This is a genomic window from Paenibacillus sp. Marseille-Q4541, assembly GCF_018310695.1.
Lineage (GTDB): Bacteria > Bacillota > Bacilli > Paenibacillales > Paenibacillaceae > Paenibacillus.
Map to the genome: position 1 here is coordinate 15,737 of NZ_JAGXCY010000045.1, position 17,904 is coordinate 33,640.

19 protein-coding genes and 2 pseudogenes are annotated in these 17,904 nt (G+C 40.8%); 17 read left to right on the top strand and 4 right to left on the bottom strand.

Features of this window, described 5'->3' with window-relative positions:
* Window positions 1-524, bottom strand: a 524-nt coding sequence (locus tag KFT32_RS24610; RefSeq protein WP_211750041.1) for a hypothetical protein, incomplete at its 3' end; no start/stop codon positions are given.
* A gap of 396 nt (window positions 525-920) precedes the next feature.
* On the opposite strand from KFT32_RS24610, the gene KFT32_RS24615 reads away from it, so the two are divergent.
* The 9 genes from KFT32_RS24615 (at window position 921) to KFT32_RS24655 (ending at window position 8,866) form a co-directional block, all read left to right on the top strand.
* Window positions 921-1,265 carry a hypothetical protein gene (locus KFT32_RS24615; protein ID WP_006211803.1) on the top strand — a complete coding sequence of 115 codons (345 nt, stop codon included), beginning with the start codon at window positions 921-923 and terminating at the stop codon, window positions 1,263-1,265.
* A gap of 267 nt (window positions 1,266-1,532) precedes the next feature.
* Complete coding sequence (locus KFT32_RS24620) at window positions 1,533-2,450, top strand: tyrosine-type recombinase/integrase (protein ID WP_006211804.1); 918 nt, start codon at window positions 1,533-1,535, stop codon at window positions 2,448-2,450.
* 14 nt (window positions 2,451-2,464) lie between these two features.
* On the top strand, window positions 2,465-5,434 hold the full coding sequence (locus tag KFT32_RS24625) for a Tn3 family transposase (protein ID WP_028598545.1): 2,970 nt from the start codon (window positions 2,465-2,467) through the stop codon (window positions 5,432-5,434).
* Window positions 5,435-5,671: 237 nt separating this feature from the next.
* A complete protein-coding gene (locus KFT32_RS24630; protein ID WP_211750042.1) occupies window positions 5,672-6,091 on the top strand; it encodes a hypothetical protein in 420 nt (139 codons plus the stop codon).
* Between the two features lie 394 nt (window positions 6,092-6,485).
* Entirely contained in the window at window positions 6,486-7,259 is a 774-nt protein-coding gene (locus KFT32_RS24635; protein ID WP_205055073.1) for a phosphoadenosine phosphosulfate reductase domain-containing protein, read from the top strand.
* Between the two features lie 39 nt (window positions 7,260-7,298).
* The gene (locus tag KFT32_RS24640) at window positions 7,299-7,679 is read left to right on the top strand and encodes a hypothetical protein (protein ID WP_205055053.1); all 381 of its coding nucleotides are present in this window, start codon (window positions 7,299-7,301) and stop codon (window positions 7,677-7,679) included.
* A 129-nt stretch (window positions 7,680-7,808) separates the two neighbouring features.
* Entirely contained in the window at window positions 7,809-8,054 is a 246-nt protein-coding gene (locus KFT32_RS24645) for a type II toxin-antitoxin system HicB family antitoxin (protein WP_090728210.1), read from the top strand.
* Between the two features lie 155 nt (window positions 8,055-8,209).
* Window positions 8,210-8,497 carry a helix-turn-helix domain-containing protein gene (locus KFT32_RS24650; RefSeq protein WP_205055054.1) on the top strand — a complete coding sequence of 96 codons (288 nt, stop codon included), beginning with the start codon at window positions 8,210-8,212 and terminating at the stop codon, window positions 8,495-8,497.
* A gap of 66 nt (window positions 8,498-8,563) precedes the next feature.
* The gene (locus tag KFT32_RS24655; RefSeq protein ID WP_205055055.1) at window positions 8,564-8,866 is read left to right on the top strand and encodes a hypothetical protein; all 303 of its coding nucleotides are present in this window, start codon (window positions 8,564-8,566) and stop codon (window positions 8,864-8,866) included.
* 165 nt (window positions 8,867-9,031) lie between these two features.
* Here the strand turns inward: KFT32_RS24655 and KFT32_RS24660 are convergent, their stop codons facing one another.
* Window positions 9,032-9,979: a tyrosine-type recombinase/integrase gene (locus KFT32_RS24660; RefSeq protein WP_090728215.1), complete on the bottom strand. Its 948-nt coding sequence runs from the start codon at window positions 9,977-9,979 to the stop codon at window positions 9,032-9,034.
* Window positions 9,980-10,196: 217 nt separating this feature from the next.
* Between KFT32_RS24660 and KFT32_RS24665 the strand changes: the two genes are divergently transcribed.
* The 6 genes and pseudogenes from KFT32_RS24665 (at window position 10,197) to KFT32_RS27745 (ending at window position 15,049) form a co-directional block, all read left to right on the top strand.
* Complete coding sequence (locus KFT32_RS24665; protein ID WP_249436123.1) at window positions 10,197-10,394, top strand: hypothetical protein; 198 nt, start codon at window positions 10,197-10,199, stop codon at window positions 10,392-10,394.
* A 152-nt stretch (window positions 10,395-10,546) separates the two neighbouring features.
* On the top strand, window positions 10,547-11,275 hold the full coding sequence (locus KFT32_RS24670; protein WP_205055056.1) for an NPCBM/NEW2 domain-containing protein: 729 nt from the start codon (window positions 10,547-10,549) through the stop codon (window positions 11,273-11,275).
* Window positions 11,276-13,003: 1,728 nt separating this feature from the next.
* A pseudogene (locus KFT32_RS27355) lies at window positions 13,004-13,169 on the top strand (family 1 glycosylhydrolase); the annotation flags it as partial.
* A 514-nt stretch (window positions 13,170-13,683) separates the two neighbouring features.
* Complete coding sequence (gene tnpA / locus KFT32_RS24675) at window positions 13,684-14,157, top strand: IS200/IS605 family transposase (protein WP_205055058.1); 474 nt, start codon at window positions 13,684-13,686, stop codon at window positions 14,155-14,157.
* A gap of 380 nt (window positions 14,158-14,537) precedes the next feature.
* Window positions 14,538-14,954, top strand: a complete 417-nt coding sequence (locus KFT32_RS27360) for a GNAT family N-acetyltransferase (RefSeq protein WP_249436124.1) — start codon at window positions 14,538-14,540, stop codon at window positions 14,952-14,954.
* Window positions 14,879-15,049 (top strand): IS3 family transposase, encoded by a 171-nt coding sequence (locus tag KFT32_RS27745; protein ID WP_397376447.1) that lies wholly within the window; start codon window positions 14,879-14,881, stop codon window positions 15,047-15,049. Before KFT32_RS27360 ends, KFT32_RS27745 begins: the two co-directional genes overlap by 76 nt.
* Window positions 15,050-15,228: 179 nt before the next feature.
* Here the strand turns inward: KFT32_RS27745 and KFT32_RS24685 are convergent, their stop codons facing one another.
* Window positions 15,229-15,660: a hypothetical protein gene (locus tag KFT32_RS24685; protein WP_205055060.1), complete on the bottom strand. Its 432-nt coding sequence runs from the start codon at window positions 15,658-15,660 to the stop codon at window positions 15,229-15,231.
* Between the two features lie 420 nt (window positions 15,661-16,080).
* On the opposite strand from KFT32_RS24685, the gene KFT32_RS24690 reads away from it, so the two are divergent.
* Together KFT32_RS24690 and KFT32_RS24695 are read left to right on the top strand one after the other, a co-directional pair.
* Entirely contained in the window at window positions 16,081-16,683 is a 603-nt protein-coding gene (locus tag KFT32_RS24690) for a matrixin family metalloprotease (protein WP_211750043.1), read from the top strand.
* A gap of 16 nt (window positions 16,684-16,699) precedes the next feature.
* On the top strand, window positions 16,700-17,323 hold the full coding sequence (locus KFT32_RS24695; RefSeq protein ID WP_205055062.1) for a hypothetical protein: 624 nt from the start codon (window positions 16,700-16,702) through the stop codon (window positions 17,321-17,323).
* Between the two features lie 331 nt (window positions 17,324-17,654).
* Here the strand turns inward: KFT32_RS24695 and KFT32_RS24700 are convergent.
* Window positions 17,655-17,771 (bottom strand): annotated as a pseudogene (locus KFT32_RS24700) (IS3 family transposase); the annotation flags it as partial.
* Window positions 17,772-17,904 lie beyond the last annotated feature (133 nt).

Below are 17,904 nucleotides of genomic sequence, written 5' to 3' on the forward strand. Positions count from 1 at the left end.
GATAGTGACTCTACCATTAACGAAACGGTTAATTCCACCAGTGGTGCAACCAACAACAGTGATAATGATAGTTCGGCTACCGTGACCGATACATTAACCTCAACTAGCGGCTCGAACAACGCATCAGACGCCACCAGCACTTCGTCATCGGGTGATAGTACCTCCACCAATGGAGATAATACCTCCACCACAAGTAGTGGTCCTGCGGCCAACTCATCGGATACGGACGCCACCAGCAGCTCAGGTGATAGCACATCAACGAATGGTGATAATACGTCAACCACAACAAGTGGTCCTGCAACAAACTCATCGGATACAGATGCTACATCGAGTGCAGGTGACAGTTCCTCAACCACTGGCGATAATTCATCCACAACCAGTGCCACTGCCACCACAGGTGATAACACCTCTACGCCTACAGCAACAGCGTCGACAGGCGATAATACTACCACCAATACCTCCAATGCTGACAACTCTTCAACGAACGACAACGCAAGCACCGCCAACAGCACGTTAAACTCCACCAGCTGCGCCACCAACGAATCCACGAATACCAGTGAATCCAACAACACCTTTGACTACAACAGCGCCTTAGTGAGCACGGCAAACGGGTTAGCGAGCTCGGCAAACAACTCGGCAAACACCGTCTCCAATGGCAACAACTTCACCGTTGGCAATCAAATTCAAATTAGCGACAATTCCGTGCTTTTAGCCTTATTGCTTTTGTTTTGCAAATGCCGTACCTGCTGTAACTGTCAGCCTTCTAGCGGATCAACAAGCGGCTGTACCTGCGGCACGTCGGGGACGACGAATTTGGAAGGGATTATTTCCAAACTGCTCGATGATGAAAAAAATAAACAACAGCGCATTTTTGATATGTTAAACCAAAATAATTCAATCGCTTAAGGAGGCGTTTACCCATGCTTGAAAACAGTTCAAAAACCACGTTCACGATGTCTCGCAAAAACGGAGAAACCACACTTTCGGTGGCGATCAACAATGGCAGCGACGAAGAAAAAAATATTAACATGGTCGTCAAAGACAGTGCAAACGGCAATGTATTGCCAAGTGTGATCGATGGCACAGCCATCGACAACGGGGTGACGCTGGAACCTAAAGCAATCAAAAACATGGTGATTGATACCACAAACGCCATCGGGCAAATTCTCGTGGAAATGGCAGGTGCAGGGAGGATGACAATGCGTCAAAAAAGTTCGTCATCCGGTGGCAAAACAAGCAACATCATCGAATTGATATTAAAATAAAAAATATGCTTCGTGAAGTATCGCGCAGAAACGATTCCTATAGCGCGATTCGTTGCCGATTCATTTGCTGCACGAGTGTTTCCTCGGTTGCGCAAATCGTCTCTACGAACCATCATGAAGGAATGATCTCCTAATATTAAATGACCGCTAATTAAGATTAGCGGTCATTTGGTGTTTTCAAAGCATACACTTGATGTCCGCTAATGTTTCGGTTAAAATAAGAATATCATGTCCGCTAATGTAAGACAAGATTTGGAGGCTTTGCTAATGAGAGAAACACCGGGGATTTCGGAACAGGGCGATCAGACGATTCAGGACTTCATTCACGCTCTCACCACCCACGAAGATTTGAATCCCAAAACACTAAAAGAGTATGCAAGCGACCTAAAACATTTCATCGGCTGGTTTGAGACCGCCTACCACCAAGAGGAAGAGATTATATTTCGAATTGAAGATGTGGCTACTCCAACATTAACGCGATATAGGGAAGCAGCACAAAAAATAATGGAATTGAAACCGGCGACCATTAACCGGCGGCTTATTACCCTGAAACGTTTTTTTGAATGGGCCGTGTCAGAATCCAGGATTCGCCGCGACCCTTCGAAGCCGGTTAAATTGGTTCCGGAAGAAAAGGTAAGCCCCAGACAGATGACAGACAAAGAAGAAGCTGCTTTGGTTGCTGCGGCCGAGCATGGCGGTTCTCTTCGGGATCAGACGATTCTAATCGTGATGTTTCACACGGGCTTACGAAGCATGGAAGTGTGTGACTTGGCTCCCGGAGATATTCAAATCGGTAAACGTAGTGGTCAGCTTACGGTCCGATCCGGAAAACGAAATAAACAGAGGGAAGTTCCTTTGAACGCCACGTGTAGAGTTGCTTTAGAAAAATATCTGGCAGAACTCCCTCCGCACAGTCCTTTTCTGTTTCCATCTGAAAAGACCGGCGATCGATTAACCGAACGTGCTTTACGTCATTTAATTCAAAAATATATGAAAGCAGCCCGGCTCGAAGGATTGAGCGCCCACGATCTACGGCACCGGTTCGGCTATGTGATGGCAGAAAACACGCCGTTGCACCGCTTGGCGCAAATTATGGGACACGATAGTCTGGACACAACGATGATTTACGTCAAGGCAACCCGTGCGGATCTGCAAGCGGAAGTCGAAAAAATAGCTTGGCAATAGGGGGATGAAGTACGATGTACGCGAGAGTAAGGGAACTGCTAACTCCGGAGGAACGGCTGCATTATTTGCAGATACCGCCTGATCTTGGCGAATGGGAATTGGGCACTTATTTCACATTTACACAGCATGACCTTGAAATCATACAGCAGCGGCGAAGAGATTATAATCGACTCGGCTTTGCCGTGCAGCTGTGCGTACTTCGTTATCTCGGCTGGACACTTTCTGATACAAAAGAAGTGCCGGTTCAAATTCTTCGTCATATTGCAAAGCAAATCAATGCCGATGTGGAGTCTTTTGCATCTTACGGCGACCGAGAAGCAACGAAGTACGAGCATCTGGATGAGATCCGGAAAGAATATGGCTACCAGACATTCACCTTGAGCGAATATCGTTCTTTGTGCAAGCATCTATTTAGCCATGCAATGGCAAACGGCAATCCCTTACACCTGATTCAACTCGCACTCGAAGATTTACGTAAGCGTAAAATCATTCTCCCTTCAATGGCTACAATTGAAAGAGCCGTTTGGGAAACGCGCAAACGAACAGAAGAAAAAATATTCAAGCTGCTCAGCAGTTCACTGACAGAATTACAAATTGCTAAGCTGGATCGCGTCTTAACCACCATGCCGGAAAGTAGCAAAACCTACTTAGCATGGTTAAGGGAAATTCCAGGTACTAGCTCTCCGGATTCTTTTTTGAAGGTGATTGAAAAACTCGAATACTTACGCGACTTGCAGCTGCAAGTCGATACGAAAGGCATCCATCCGAACCGTCTACGTCAACTTTCTAAAATCGGTTCGCGTTACGAACCTCATTCTTTCAGACGTTTTAATGATCCGAAAAAGTACGCGATTTTAGTAGCGTACCTATTGGAACTAATTCAGGATTTGACAGACCTGGCTTTCGAGATTCATGACCGGCAGATTATGATACTGCTTTCCAAAGGGAGAAAGGCCCAAGAGGAACTTCAAAAGCAAAACGGTAAATCGATCAACGAAAAGGTTGTTCACTTTGCCGATCTTGGAGCCGCTCTTATTAAGGCCCGAAGCGAAGGCATTGATCCGTTTGTTGCTCTTGATGCCGTCATGCCGTGGGATCAGGTCGTCGCATCCGTGGAGGAAGCTAAACGGCTGGCGCGACCAGTTGATTACGACTACTTGGACTTGTTAGAAAAGAAATTCTATGCGCTCCGAAAATACACGCCAACGCTGCTAAAATCGTTGGAATTTCGGTCAACTAAGTCCGCAGAGCCGCTAATGAAGGCGGTCGATATCATCCGGGATATGAATGAAACCGGGAAGCGGAAGGTTCCGGAAGGCGCGCCGCTGAACTTCGTTTCGAACCGCTGGCAAAAGCACGTTTACGACGATGACGGAACGATCAACCGGCATTACTACGAAATGGCTGTCCTGACAGAGTTGCGGAATTACGTTCGTTCCGGGGACGTGTCCATAGTCGGAAGCCGTCAGCATAAGGATTTCGAGGAATACCTTGTTCCGAAAGCCGATTGGAATGGCATTGATCCTAACGCTACAAAGCTTGCCGTCAGTTTGTCCGCAAAGGAATATCTTGAAGAACGGATTGAAGCACTTCTTCAAAGATTAAATTGGGTTTCGGATCACATCGATGAGCTGGACGGAGTAAATTTGGAGAACGGGAAATTGCACATTGAGCGATTGGAGAAAGATGTTCCCGATGAATCCCGAAATTTCAGTCTTTCCCTCTATGAGCTGCTACCACGAATTAAGCTTACGGATCTGCTCATGGAAGTAGCCAACTGGACGAATTTTCATGAGCAGTTTATTCACGCTTCCAGTAACCGCGCTCCGAACGAGGAAGAAACAACAATCCTTATGGCTACCCTTATGGCAATGGGAACGAACATCGGGCTTACGAAGATGGCTGAAGCCACGCCGAGCATTTCATATCGGCAAATGGCCAATACAGCTCAATGGCGGCTGTACGAAGACGCGATGAATAAAGCGCAAGCTGTTCTTGTCAATTTTCATCATAAGCTGGCGCTGCCTTCATATTGGGGGAATGGCACTACCTCCTCATCTGATGGAATGCGCGTCCAGATCGGTGTATCGTCTCTTCACGCAGATGCGAATCCTCACTACGGGACCGGAAAAGGAGCAACGATATATCGCTTCGTGAGCGACCAGTTTTCCACGTTCTATACGAAAGTCATCAATACGAACGCTCGGGATGCCGTACACGTCATCGACGGTTTGCTCCACCACGAAACGGACTTGTCCATTGAGGAGCATTATACGGATACAGCCGGTTACACCGATCAAGTCTTTGGTTTAACGCATTTGCTTGGATTTCGCTTTGCGCCGCGCTTACGCGACTTGGCTGATTCCAAGCTCTACGCTATCGGAAAACCGTCCATTTTCCCTAAATTGGAGAAGCTGCTTCGCGGACAGATTAATACAAAGATCATTCAAGAGAACTACGACGATGTACTCCGGCTGGCTCACTCCATCCGGGAAGGAACCGTTTCAGCATCACTCATTATGGGGAAAATCGGTTCCTATGCAAGACAAAACAGCTTGGCTACCGCGCTGAGAGAAATGGGGCGTATCGAGAAAACGATCTTCATTCTGGATTACCTTTCGAGCGAGGCGCTGCGGAGAAAAATCCATCGGGGGTTGAACAAAGGAGAAGCCATGAACGCATTGGCCAGAGCGATCTTCTTCGGCAAACATGGCGAACTGCGGGAACGTGCGCTACAAGATCAGCTCCAACGGGCAAGTGCGTTGAACATTATCATCAATGCAATTAGCGTTTGGAATACCGTCTATCTCCAGCAGGCAACTGAACACCGCAAAAAGCAAGGTAAGCTTCAGGAAGAACTGCTAAATCACATTTCCCCCCTTGGATGGGAGCACATCAATTTTCTAGGTGAATACAAATTCAACTTCAAGCAGAATACGTCTCTCAACTCATTACGACCGCTGAAACAACAGGAAGGTGAGTGATCGGTAGTCCGGGCGGTGTAGCCCGGACTATTGGGCTTAGAGTAAGAAAAAACGCTAAGCCAGGTACATCCGAAGGCTTAGCGTATATTATCGTTAAAATGTTGGCGGTACCCCTATATTGAGTCGGTAGAACAAATAGAAAAACTTTTTTCTCTGACGGATTACCGGCATAAGCCTGGACAATACATTCAAAAGGTACTTATAGGTGCTGTAGATAATGATTTTTCAAGAAACATCATGAATGATTACTTCAATCGGACGGATGATATCATTTATATTGATGCCGGCATCGAAGGGGTTTTCATGCCAAGTGAGCAGCCACAAGATCAGTGGTCTACCGAGGAACTAAAGGACCACATGGATAGTGGCTATTCCGGTCAGATTGTTGTAGGACTAAAAAAAGACGGGAAGGAGATCTTACCGCCTCTAAATGTGGTTTACCCTATAAATGCGGAAGATGCTATCCCTCCGTCTCACAACTGTGGGTTAGAGCCTTATCAACCACAACGGATGATCGCCAATGAATATGCTGCCATGCATATATCTACAGTTCTTAATGAGCTTTTTAGCTCAAATTCGATTCATATTCATATATCGAACTTCTCAGCAAGGAATGGTAGCTGCCGTCCTATTTATTTTGAAGAGGTACAGGAATAGCCGCCCAATTGTCACATTTAAAAAGGGGGCATAATAATTACCCCCTTTTTTCTACAATGAAACACTAGGCAATTGACGAATTTTGTCTTTTTTGCTATAACTAAAGTATTACATGAGTTATAAATTTTTCTTTATCGTTGACTATTCGATAAAGAGAGAGTTAAACCGATAATCGGCTAATAAATATTTTGGGCTTAATTTGCCATGGAGAACATAGACACCGGAGGTGTCTATTTGTGTTTCTATGGCTTTTTTTGTGCCTTACGGGAGGTCATACATAATTAACGAGTACAGAGATCCTTATCAAGTTAGTGATGAATTGTTGATCCCTGCAGAAGACTAGGTTGAAACGCTATGTGCCGAGCAATTTGTGCTTCCCACACTTCCACCAGAGATGTACGCTGTGGACCAGTATGACCACTATCATATTAACTTTTCAGGGGGTGCCGACTCACTTGCGCTCGCCTTGATTATGAAATATGGATACAAAATACCATCCGAAAAGATGGTTCTTGTCCATATGCGAGTTGATGGAAATCCGGAAGAGAAGCAGCAACTCTTTGATTGGCCGCAGACCGATGAATACTTGCGATACGCAAGTGAAAAGCTGGATATTCCATTGGTCGTTATTTGGGGTGACAAGTCACTTGAAGAACGTATTCGAGATCGCAAAATGTTTCCGGATAAAAGCTGCAGATTCTGCACTTCTTATACGAAGCGAGACGTTTACGCAAAGTGGGTTCGTCAGTTCGATGACTGTAAAATTCTAATGCTTACTGGGGAACGCTCAGAAGAATCATCTGATCGAGCGAAGGAGCCAATATTTGAGTATCATCCTGCCCATGCAACTAAAAGAAAGAATCGTGAAGTGCATTGGTTCCGACCGATCAAGAATATGCTTAAATCCCAGGTTAAGCAGCTGGCCGCCAATTACAGTATTGAACTACACCCTTGTTATCAATGGGTTTCACGTTGCAGCTGTCGTTTCTGTATCTTTAATACCGCTTCGGAAATGGAGCGTGTCGCTCAGCTCTACCCTGATGATTGGGAGTACTTAAAACGTATGGAGTTACATCTTGGCCATACCATGAAAACCAAAAGGGGTAAACCAGTCCTTCTTTCTGAATTTGTGAATGAATCTCAAGTCACCATATCAGACTTCATCTGAAGAGAATCGATAGAACTAACTATAAAGGAGGCAATAAACATGCAGACAATTTTCAAAGAAAATCATAAACAACGTATGAACCCGGAGCTTATTAACCAGATGGAATCTGTAGTTAAAAGCGTTATAGTTAACGAAAAATTTCATGCAGACTTTTATTTACATGACCTTAAAGTAATGGACTCTTCCAATGGAGGAATATTTGCCTGGTATGTCTATGATTGCGGTACTCATTTAATTCAACTGAGTAATTATGATGAAGTAATCGCATTTCAAAAGGAATGGATCCAAAGCATGCCTAGCATCCGTGATAAGCATTGGAGAGATTGTTTATATGTTTGTGATACCGCCAAAAGTGAACTCAAAATCGTTAAGAGTTTTAGCGAGGGTAACTTGGTAGAGCAGCTCAAATTAGTCGTCTGACTTTGGAGGGCCTTGAGAAGAGTGGAGGGTTAGCTGTCTGCAGCTAACACTTTCACTCCTCAATTAGGCTGTCCAGAGTGACACCTTTTTTAATTCATAACCCCCATACCGGAAGGAGAAATTTCAAAAATGTCGCAACAATTCCACAACCAAGGTTTTATTATTATGATTGAACAGGACGCAGCAGAAAAGGATTACACAGCATATATACCAGCACTTCGACTTGGAGCCAAAGGTCATACTCTTGAAGAAGTCCGTGACAATGCTCGAGACCTAATTCTTATGGAAGTCGAGGCAATGCAAAAAAGTGGAAAATCCATTCCATCTGACGACAACTGTATTGTAGAAACACTTTCAGTTTCCCTCACAGTGTAATTTTCGAAACAATAAAAGGAACGCCTTCATTCGATTGGAAGCGTTCCTTTTCAATGTTGAAATTCAAGAGTCTTGCTGCTGGTTCATCTGTGTTGTATTTCAACACAATAACTACTATACTATGGTTAAATTAAGTATAGAGGAGTAAGACAAGTATGTTATTCGGTGATTATATACGTGAACTACGAAAAGCAAGAGAACTTACACAAGACCAATTATCTAATTTAACAGGGATAAAAAAGCCTTATATTAGCCGTCTAGAAAATAATCACGATAATCCACCTAGCGAAGAGTTGTTGATTCGTCTTGCTGAAGCATTAGAAGTAGAAACGTATGAATTGATTCTTAAGGCCGGTAAAGTTCCAGAGGATTTCAAAAATCTTATAATTTATGATCCTGAGGTATATAGATTCCTGGTTAAAAAAATTAAACAAAGTAAATGAAAAAATATATAAAAAACAACCAGATAATAAGGTGCTTTTATCTGGTTGAAACATAAGGAGGCATTTATGCTGAAAAAGATAAACTTCAGAGGCTCAGATTATTTCATACATAAAATTAAATATCCGGACAATAAGAATACTTGTATCATCCTAGACCCTAATGAGCAGCTTATCAATAATGAAGATTTATACGTAGTCTCCGTTAACCTTGATTTAGGAGAACCATTTCTTGATTTTATCCCATTTGATGTTAATAAACTACCTATGTACTTGATGTCTGATCTTATTGAAATGGAAGTATTGGCAGCCCCAACTCACCAAGTGAAGTCCGGTTTTGTTACATACCCACTTTGTAAAGTATTAATTTAATTCAAACAGTGATTGTTACAATCACTGTTTACATGCATGCAGCGATCACGATCAGCTGCTATTCCCCTATAAATTGATCCTTGAAATGATGAAATCTGCATTTACTTGCGAAAGAGTAATAGACTTTGAAGTGAGAGCAACCTACTTATAGACCGGTTGCTCTTTCTAAACTTGCTTTTTTTCTTTTGATGTTATGATGGAAGGGATCGAAGGTTTTATTTTATGCATTGCTCTTTCCTTCACCTCATCCATAACGTGAGTATATATTTGAGTTGTAGAAATGGACTCATGACCAAGAAGATCCTGTACTGCACGAAGATCAGCCCCATTCCGTAAAAGATCCGTCGCGAATGAATGTCTAAATTTATGGGCAGATAATGACATTCCGGAAAACTGAGGATATTCTGCTATAAGTGCATCAAAAGTTTTTTCTGCGATAGTCTGCACCATTCGCTTGCTAATACGCCTGCGAAATTGAGAAACAAAGAAAGCAGGCTCCTTGCTATTCCAGGGAGTTATTCGTTCCGTCAAGTATAACTCTAACAGTTGATTTAACTCAGCTGGAAGAGGGATATATCTCCATTTCCCCCCTTTACCTAAGACACCAATATTTGAGTTATCTTTATCATAATTAACTATATCTAATCTAACTATCTCGCTTACACGAAGTCCAGCGTACGCCATTAAAGCGACGATCGTAATATCCCTTAATTGATGTCTTCCTTTAATGAGCTCCAGGGAGGCATCTAAAAACTGTTTTTGGAGGTAGGTAGGTTGCCTTTTCTTTTCAACTTTTGCTTTTTCAATGTCCAATGTAGGATTATGATCTATTACTCGGAATCTAACCATCACTTTATAAAATAATCGAATTGCTGACTGACACCGATTTCGGTAGCGTGCTCCTGCACCATTTTCTCTAACCTGGGTGAGATAGGTCATAATTTCAATATCCGTAACATCATTGATGGGTTTATCATCTAAACTTAGGAGAAAATGCTTTAAATCATGAAGATAAGCATTTTGGGTATCTTTCGAATATTCACGATCCTTCATATAGGAAACAAACAGCCTTACTTCTCGATCGTAACGCTCGAATATTTCTATATAACCCATTAACTCACATCCTAAAATTCGTTTTAAATCAAAATTGCATTAAATGCTTATTTAATGCAATTTTATTATAGCAAAAGTGCAGTCATTTACAAAGAAACAGAATAGCAGGAGCTATGGTGCTCTTAATAATATTAAAGGCGAAATATGTTTATTCATCCAAAATAGAGACTTGCCGATATATATTAGAAACACGCTATAAAAAGGAGGTATTGGTATTATGTCAATTCGTTTCATGAAGCCATTAAAATCTGATATTCAACTGCATACAGCAAAATTGGACCAGGAGCCAATATTAGTCTTTAATTCATATGAGCTTGTCGGTAGCGGCAGTATTGAAGAAATCACAGAGTATTCGGTCAAAGTTCGTGGAAATCGCTATTTTAAGGGAGTGCATACGTTCAAGTATGCTCAATAACAGTTGAAATTTGAGTAAGTTTAGCGAAAAATCTTATTTTTTCAAACATTAAAAGAAGTAGTTCAAAATAATTAACATTTAAAAAGGATTTTATAGGTAAATAGTCGAATGGATATATGAGATAAAATAACTACACGAGAGAGGTTAGGAACATGAAGGATAAGCTTAAAGGCATGGTTTTAGGAGTTTTAATTAGTTCATTAGTATTGGGTGGTACTGTGACATATGCTGCTACTAATACAAAGTTGAGTGTTGTTTTAGAAAATATAAAGTATATGTTTGACGGTGTCCATAAACAAACGACTCAGTCCATCATTTATAATGGGACATTGTATGTTCCAGCTAAGAAAGTAGCTCAAGGATTTGGAGAATCTTTTACATATGATGGAAAGAACAAGACAGCTTGGTACGGACAAAAGAACGGAACATTTAAATATCTAGATGAAATTAGTTATGCTAGAGTGGACGGGAAAAATCCAACTGGATCGATTAACTTTAAAAATTGGACGAATCCTGCTAACTTAAAATTTACAATCGCTGACCAACAATATCTTCATGGTATAGGATCAGTACTTGATCAAAATTATAGTAGTGGCGATTACCAAAACTCAATTGATTACAATTTAAATGGTAAATATAAAAAATTAACTGGCTTTATTGGAGTTGATGATTACACAAAAAATTCGGTTAATACAGGTACAATCACCATTATAGGTGATGGACAAGAATTGTTTAGACAAGAAAATCTAAAGGGTGGAGATATGCCATCTAAAATTAACGTAGACGTAAGTGGTGTATTAAAGCTTCAAATTAAATTTGAAAGTTCAGTTGATGAAGGTAAGCATATTGATTTAGTTATTGGAGATGCTAAATTGTATTGATAGATGGCTGTAGGTAGAGTTTCATGAAAATTAAGGTTAAATAGAAAGATTCTTTAATGAAAAAGCGGCAGTCGCTGAGACTGCCGTTATTTAATTTTTGATATGAACTTTGTAAAAGTAAATTTCTTATAGCGGAATCATAGAAAGCGAAAAATAGCTGTATAGGGATGCTACATTTGGATGGGGATCCAAACTGATGCAAACGGCCATATTTAAATCACATTGGGTTAAGCTGATGGGAAACGTTAGTCGAAAATAAATTGGAGCAATTTGCCGATTGGCAGCTGCTCCTTGCTCATTAAGCTAAGCTAGTTACGGGCAGGCTAATAAAATAAAAAACCTCTTATGAGGTCTTTATTCCTTAATGTTGCTCTTATAATGTTGGTATCGACTAATTCCTAAAAATACTGAAGCAATAATAAACATCCAAGATTGAAACATATCTTGCCTTCTGATTATGTCTTGAATTAATGAAGAAGCGGCAAGAAGTATTAGAGTTAATATAACTACATCGGCAAACAAAGGTATTCTTTTGAAGTACCACCTTAGAACTAGCCAACTTAAAGCTCCTAGGCCTAACAACCAATAAAGAAACATTGTTGCACCTCACAAAAATTAGATGTATTTTAAGGAAAACAAATAGCACCTTGTTGTTAGAAGGTCTGGCTTTGTAGATTGATTTAAGATTGAACAATGATTTTCTTTATTTCCTTATAACGACGGAATGCAAGTATAAGTGAAGTGATAATAGTCATGAGAGCAACAAAAGGGTCTGATTGGTATTTAAATAAAACCTCAAAGAGATATCCAACTCCAAGTAAAAATAGGGTTAGGATCATGGTATCCGTAAATGTTGGTTTTATATTCAAAAATTTTTTGAATGACCAATTTAGAATTAAGGAACTGATAACCCCTAAGCCAATAACCCAATATACGAACATGTCACACCTCCAGATTAAACTTAACACAATATACAGTATATGTAAATTACATCGAAAGACGATTTTTGTCGAGGGACAATAACTTGTACCGATTACCGGAATGGACATGAGCATGGGCCTATTACCGATTAGATAAATATCTAACTGAAATTCACAGCTATTTCATTAAGCTAACGGGCAGGTTAACGTCCGCCTACTCCACCAACTTTCTAATTAACTAACGCGCAGTCGCGAAAAAAAGAACCATTTGAATTTAATTGCAGCAGCAAAGCACAGAATAATTCATCCTTAATAAAAGACAATTTTCTTGTTTTAGTCAGAAGGGGGGGGTCTCAACTAACGCGTGAAGAATAATTGGAATGACTTTTGAAAGGAGATTCGAATTGAAAATTTGTAAAAGAGGCTGCAATTGTTGCTGTAGTGATCTTTATCTTTAATTTAATTTTGGAACTACTATTTGATATGAGCGATTTCTTTGAGAGTTTTGAAAAGGGATTTGTACTGGGAGTAGGGTATTACTTAATACTTCTTATATCAGTATTTTTAATAGTATTGATAATAATGGCTATATCTAGGATTATCTCTAAACTAAGGAGAACTAATAAAAAATGAGTTATACGTATGCAGGCTAAATGATTAGATTTAAAACAAAAAGACAGGTAGAAATTCTCGTATTAATTTTAGATCGTATCATTAAGCTAACGGGTAGGTTAGGTTAACATAACAAAGATGTAAAAATGCCCATAAATTCTACTACTTAAAAACGCGCTGATAAGCAATTTTCACGGGCTGTATTGATCTCGTCAGTGCCAGTACAGGGGAGTTGAGAAAAAGGTACGGGTTGATTTATGTGGATAAGGAGATGAAGGGAACGGAACATTGAAACGCAGCCGTAAGGACTCCTTTTACTGGTAAAAAAATGCATTGAATCAAACGGCCAGGAATTAAATTAGTATATATTTTAGACTCATTGAGTTTGTTAAAGGAAAAGACTGAGTCCATACGGAAACATGGACTCAGTCTTTTGCAATACCTTGCTTATTTTAAATAGTCAAGCATAAAGGGAATTTGACTTCTCTTCGGACCACCCCTTTATTTTCTTTGCCGTAAACGGAGCGCTAACCGGTCGATTAGAGTAATAGTTCCGCAATTGTTCAACGTACATTTCAATTCATTACTATCAATTGAAGTTGGATACTCATCTTCAAACATTACCAAGGATTGTGGCAGACGTGTACTGGGCACCGTTGGTTGCGATCGGATCATAAATTGTCGGGAGACAAGAACATATTCCCATTGAAGTCGCTAATTTAGCGGCTTTTTTGTTATGGCTTTAGCCAGTTGAGTGCGTGAAACGCGCGAAACAAAAAACCACCCGCTATGCGGGTGGAGGAATCAAAGGTTTGACCACCAAGACCATTCCGATAGAATTGAGATGTTCAGGCTCAAAGAAAGGAATGGTCTTAGATGGCAAACAAGAGCTACAGCCTAGCTCACACAAAGTGGATGTGCAAATACCACATTGTATTCACCCCGAAGTATAGACGGAAAGAGATCTATAATCAAGTAAGAAAAGATCTAATTGAAATATTCAAACGTTTATGTAAGTACAAAGGAGTAGAAATCATAGAAGGCCACATGATGCCAGATCACGTGCACATGTTGGTAGCAATCCCACCGAAAATTGCAGTCTCATCGTTCATGGGATATCTAAAAGGTAAAAGTTCTCTAATGATCTTTGAGAAACATGCCCAACTAAAATACAAATACGGAAATCGTAAATTCTGGGCAGAAGGATATTATGTAAGTACAGTGGGCTTAAATGAAGCGACGGTAAGAAAGTACATTCGTGAACAAGAAGCACATGACCAAGCAGTAGATAAACTGAGCGTAAAAGAATACGAAGATCCGTTCATCAGTAACAGGACCAAAAAGAAATAAACCAGTTTAACTGGTAAGTGAAAGTGACAAAAACACTGAGCCTGAACAGACTTGCTGTCAGGCTAGCGTCTTTAGGCGCAGTTTGGCAACAGGGGGTTATACCCCAAGAGCAAACCACCCGTTGGACGGGTGGTCCTGATTTTGATTTTATCGGTACAAGTTCTTGTCCCAAGCCAAGGACAAGAACTTGTACCGATTGCCGAAATGGACAAGAACATAGTCCGATTACCGATTAGATAAATATCTAACTGAAGTTTACAGCTAGTTCATTAAGCTAACGGGCATATTAGTTATAATTGTTTTCTACAGGCAATAGCGTGTTTTTATGGGTTATCATTGCTCATAGAAGATTAACCACAAATCTATAAAGGAGCCAAAACATGAGCAACGATACTCATTCATTATCTGAAGAAGATACTTTTACAATTGAGTGTAATGATATCATTCTAAGGGAATTTGTGTGTACTGATTTAGATGAGTTTCATTCCTTGACATGGCAACCCGAAATACATGAATATTTGCCGGGTTGGAACGTAACTAAAGAGCAACGAAAAAATTGGCTTATTAATTATGAAATCCTTGAAAACAAACAGTTTTTAATTGCCGTATCACAAGGTGGTGTCATTGGTGAGCTTCGACTTCGGATGGGAATCGAACTAAGGGAGTCAGGGGAGTTAATCGGTTGGTGCTGTACTGGAATCGATGCTTGGACAACCAACCGATTGAACGATTCTGGGGTACCTTTAAAGCAGAAAGCTATTATCTGGAGAAGTATGACACATACGATGATCTTCTAAAAAGTGTGAAAATCTACATGCGCTACTACAATAACAATCGGTATACCGAACGGCTCAACGGTTTATCTCCTAACGAATTTCGCCGAGCAGCTTAACTAAGGGAAAATAATCACCTCACTTTATAGCCGAGGTATTGAAGAGTGATAATCTTTTGTTTTTTAGACTGTCTACTTGACAGGGAGCACTTCACTTTTAGCCAGGCGCTTCTTTTTTCTTTCGCAAAGGGGCAACTGGCGGCCTTGACCGACTGCCAATCGCCGCGCCGTGTAAAGTTTTACTCAAGTTGATTTTTCTCCTCGACACCTAGCGGTTCAAAAGCTTCTCTAAGCTTATGTGCCATTGTAGTGTTCCCATCGTAATAATAGACGAGTATTCTGCCCATACCATAAGATCCGTTTGGGGGGGCAGCAGAGGCTGTTGGAAATGGGTCGCGTTGTACTTCTCTCCTTTGTGCAACGTCTGCGAAAAGGTATATCGTTAAGTTCCCTTGTTCGAGTTGATATAAGTGAATCTCAGCGCCTTCTCTTTGAGAATCATATACATTTTGGCTTTCAATCCTTTCAACGTATTGAATACCAGCTTCATTAAGAACAGTCAACACGCCGTTTAAAGTCACTCCCGCAAACTGTTCCTGCGTACCTGATTTACTGCCACAAGCACATAAAATAAAAACTATAACAATGAAGATAAATAAAGTCTTGTTCATACCCCTTCGCCTCCTTTTTAGTTAAGACGTAGAAAAAGTGTTAATGTTGCATTGCCCCATTAACTTGATATCTATTTCCCTTTTATAAACTATAATTTTTTTTTGCAGCTTTTTTGTAGTTAGAAATGCTACCTCTTTGTGTTTTAGCGTGTTCTACAAGTAAGTTCATTTTCTCGAATCCGGGGAGTCGTTTCCGCGCTCATTAAACAACGAAAAGCTGTATTGGCTTCGCTAACATCGGCGTTAGGCGGGAAACTGCGGTTTGATTAGGCCCAAGCAGTAACAGAAAAACGAATTATTAAATATAATTTTCTACAAATTACAACATGTTTTGGTATATATTTGGTATTTTTGATCTATATAGTATTTTTATGAATGACAATATAATTTAGAAGAAATATTATGAATTGGAGGTACGATATGAAAAAGTATTTATTGGTACTAAGTGCATTTCTTTGTTTGCTTTTGGTTAGTCAAGAAGTGGGTGCTTATGATTTCTACGGGAGCGGTTACAAGAACACCAACGCAACAACCGGAAGACATGCCAACCCAGCGTTGAACGGAGTTGTATACAACGGAACTACATACAACTTCAACACACATTATGTGAACGCTAGAAATCGATGGAATAATGCTACGGATGTAAACGTATCTTCTGGGACGACTGGTACTATTGCAATCAGGTCATTCCACGGCGATTACGGGAATAATGACCTATTCGGATGGGCAAGAATGTACAAGAGTGACGGGACGACGGTACAATCGTGTGCAACATGCGAACCTACAGCTAACTGGGCCTATTCGGATGTTTATTTAAATCAATTTCATATCCACAATGATGGCGAAGGCGGCGATCCATGGTCACCTATGTATATCGATGGTCTAGCTACACATGAGTTTGGGCATGCATATGGCTTAGCACATGAGGATGACGTCGAGTCGGTAATGCATTCCGGAAATCTGTATGAAGGGTATTTAACGCCAAGGCCGGATGATATTAGCGGAATGAACGCTTTACATTAAATTTTGGAGGTGCAAAATGAAGAAGACTATTATTATATTACTGTCATGTATAGCTATGGCGGCATGTTCGAATGTAGAAAAGCCATTAAATACTGCAACTGCTACTAATACTGCAACATCAAATATTGCGACCACGCAAATTGTAGACCAAACAGCTGGCTCAACTGCAACAATTCGGCTATATGAATCTCTAGAAGAACTGACTAATAGTTCAGATGTAGTTGCAGAGATTATACCTGGAGATTCCAAGAAACTAATAGAATACGAAAATGCTAAGTTCACACTAATTGACGCAAAAATTAAAGATGTTTTCGTTGGAGATAATTCGCTAAAAAATTCAACAATAAAGGTGCTTGAATTGGGAGACTACCAAGTTGGTGATACGCAACTTGTAAAGAGCAAGGAACGTTATTTAATCTTCTTGAGGAAGTATCAGGGGTCCGTTACCTCTGAAGAAGCTTATGTACCGGTAGGGGTCTATCAAGGGAAGTTAAAAATTAAAGATGATCAAACATTAGTTTTTGAAGGGGGAGGGGATATTCACGCAAAACAGAAAAAGATTTCCTTCCAACAGGAATTAGCATCCGTTGAATTAACTGAAGCAGTGGAGAAAATTAAAGCTAGTAAATCTAAAGAATAAAGCTCAGGCCAGTCCGGAATTGAAAGAGAAGCTCGAGAGGCTGGCGGCGGAAAGCGGCCTAGAGACGCAAGAGGTGTTCATCGAGCAACTGGCAGCGATCTACGAGCTGCAACAGCTCAAATAAGGCAATGGCAGCGGCTACGCGAAGCAGATCGAGGAACTGGAGCATCATTCGCGCCGGAACGTGGAGCTTTTCATCGGTCTGATCAACACGGAGGCGGCTGCGCGTCTCCAGCAGACGCAAGCGCATGATGACGTTCTCGCGGAACGGGCGCTGACGATCATCGCGCAGGAGCAAGAGCTGGCGGAGCAGCTGGAGGCCAACAAGCTTCTGCGTCTTATTACGTATGCCCAATTGTTCCATGACTTCTTTTACCGGTATACCGGCTAACCTCATCTCAATAGCTTTCATTTTGACTTCAACAGGATAACTAACTCTAGTTGCCAACGAAAAACACCTCCAAGATTGTCTCCATATCTTACGACATGGTTGCATTTTCTTGAAGGTGTTTTAATTTGTCTCACGTTATGGGGTCAGTAAAAAATATGAAGGAAGTCGGTTGTCATAATATATATTACGT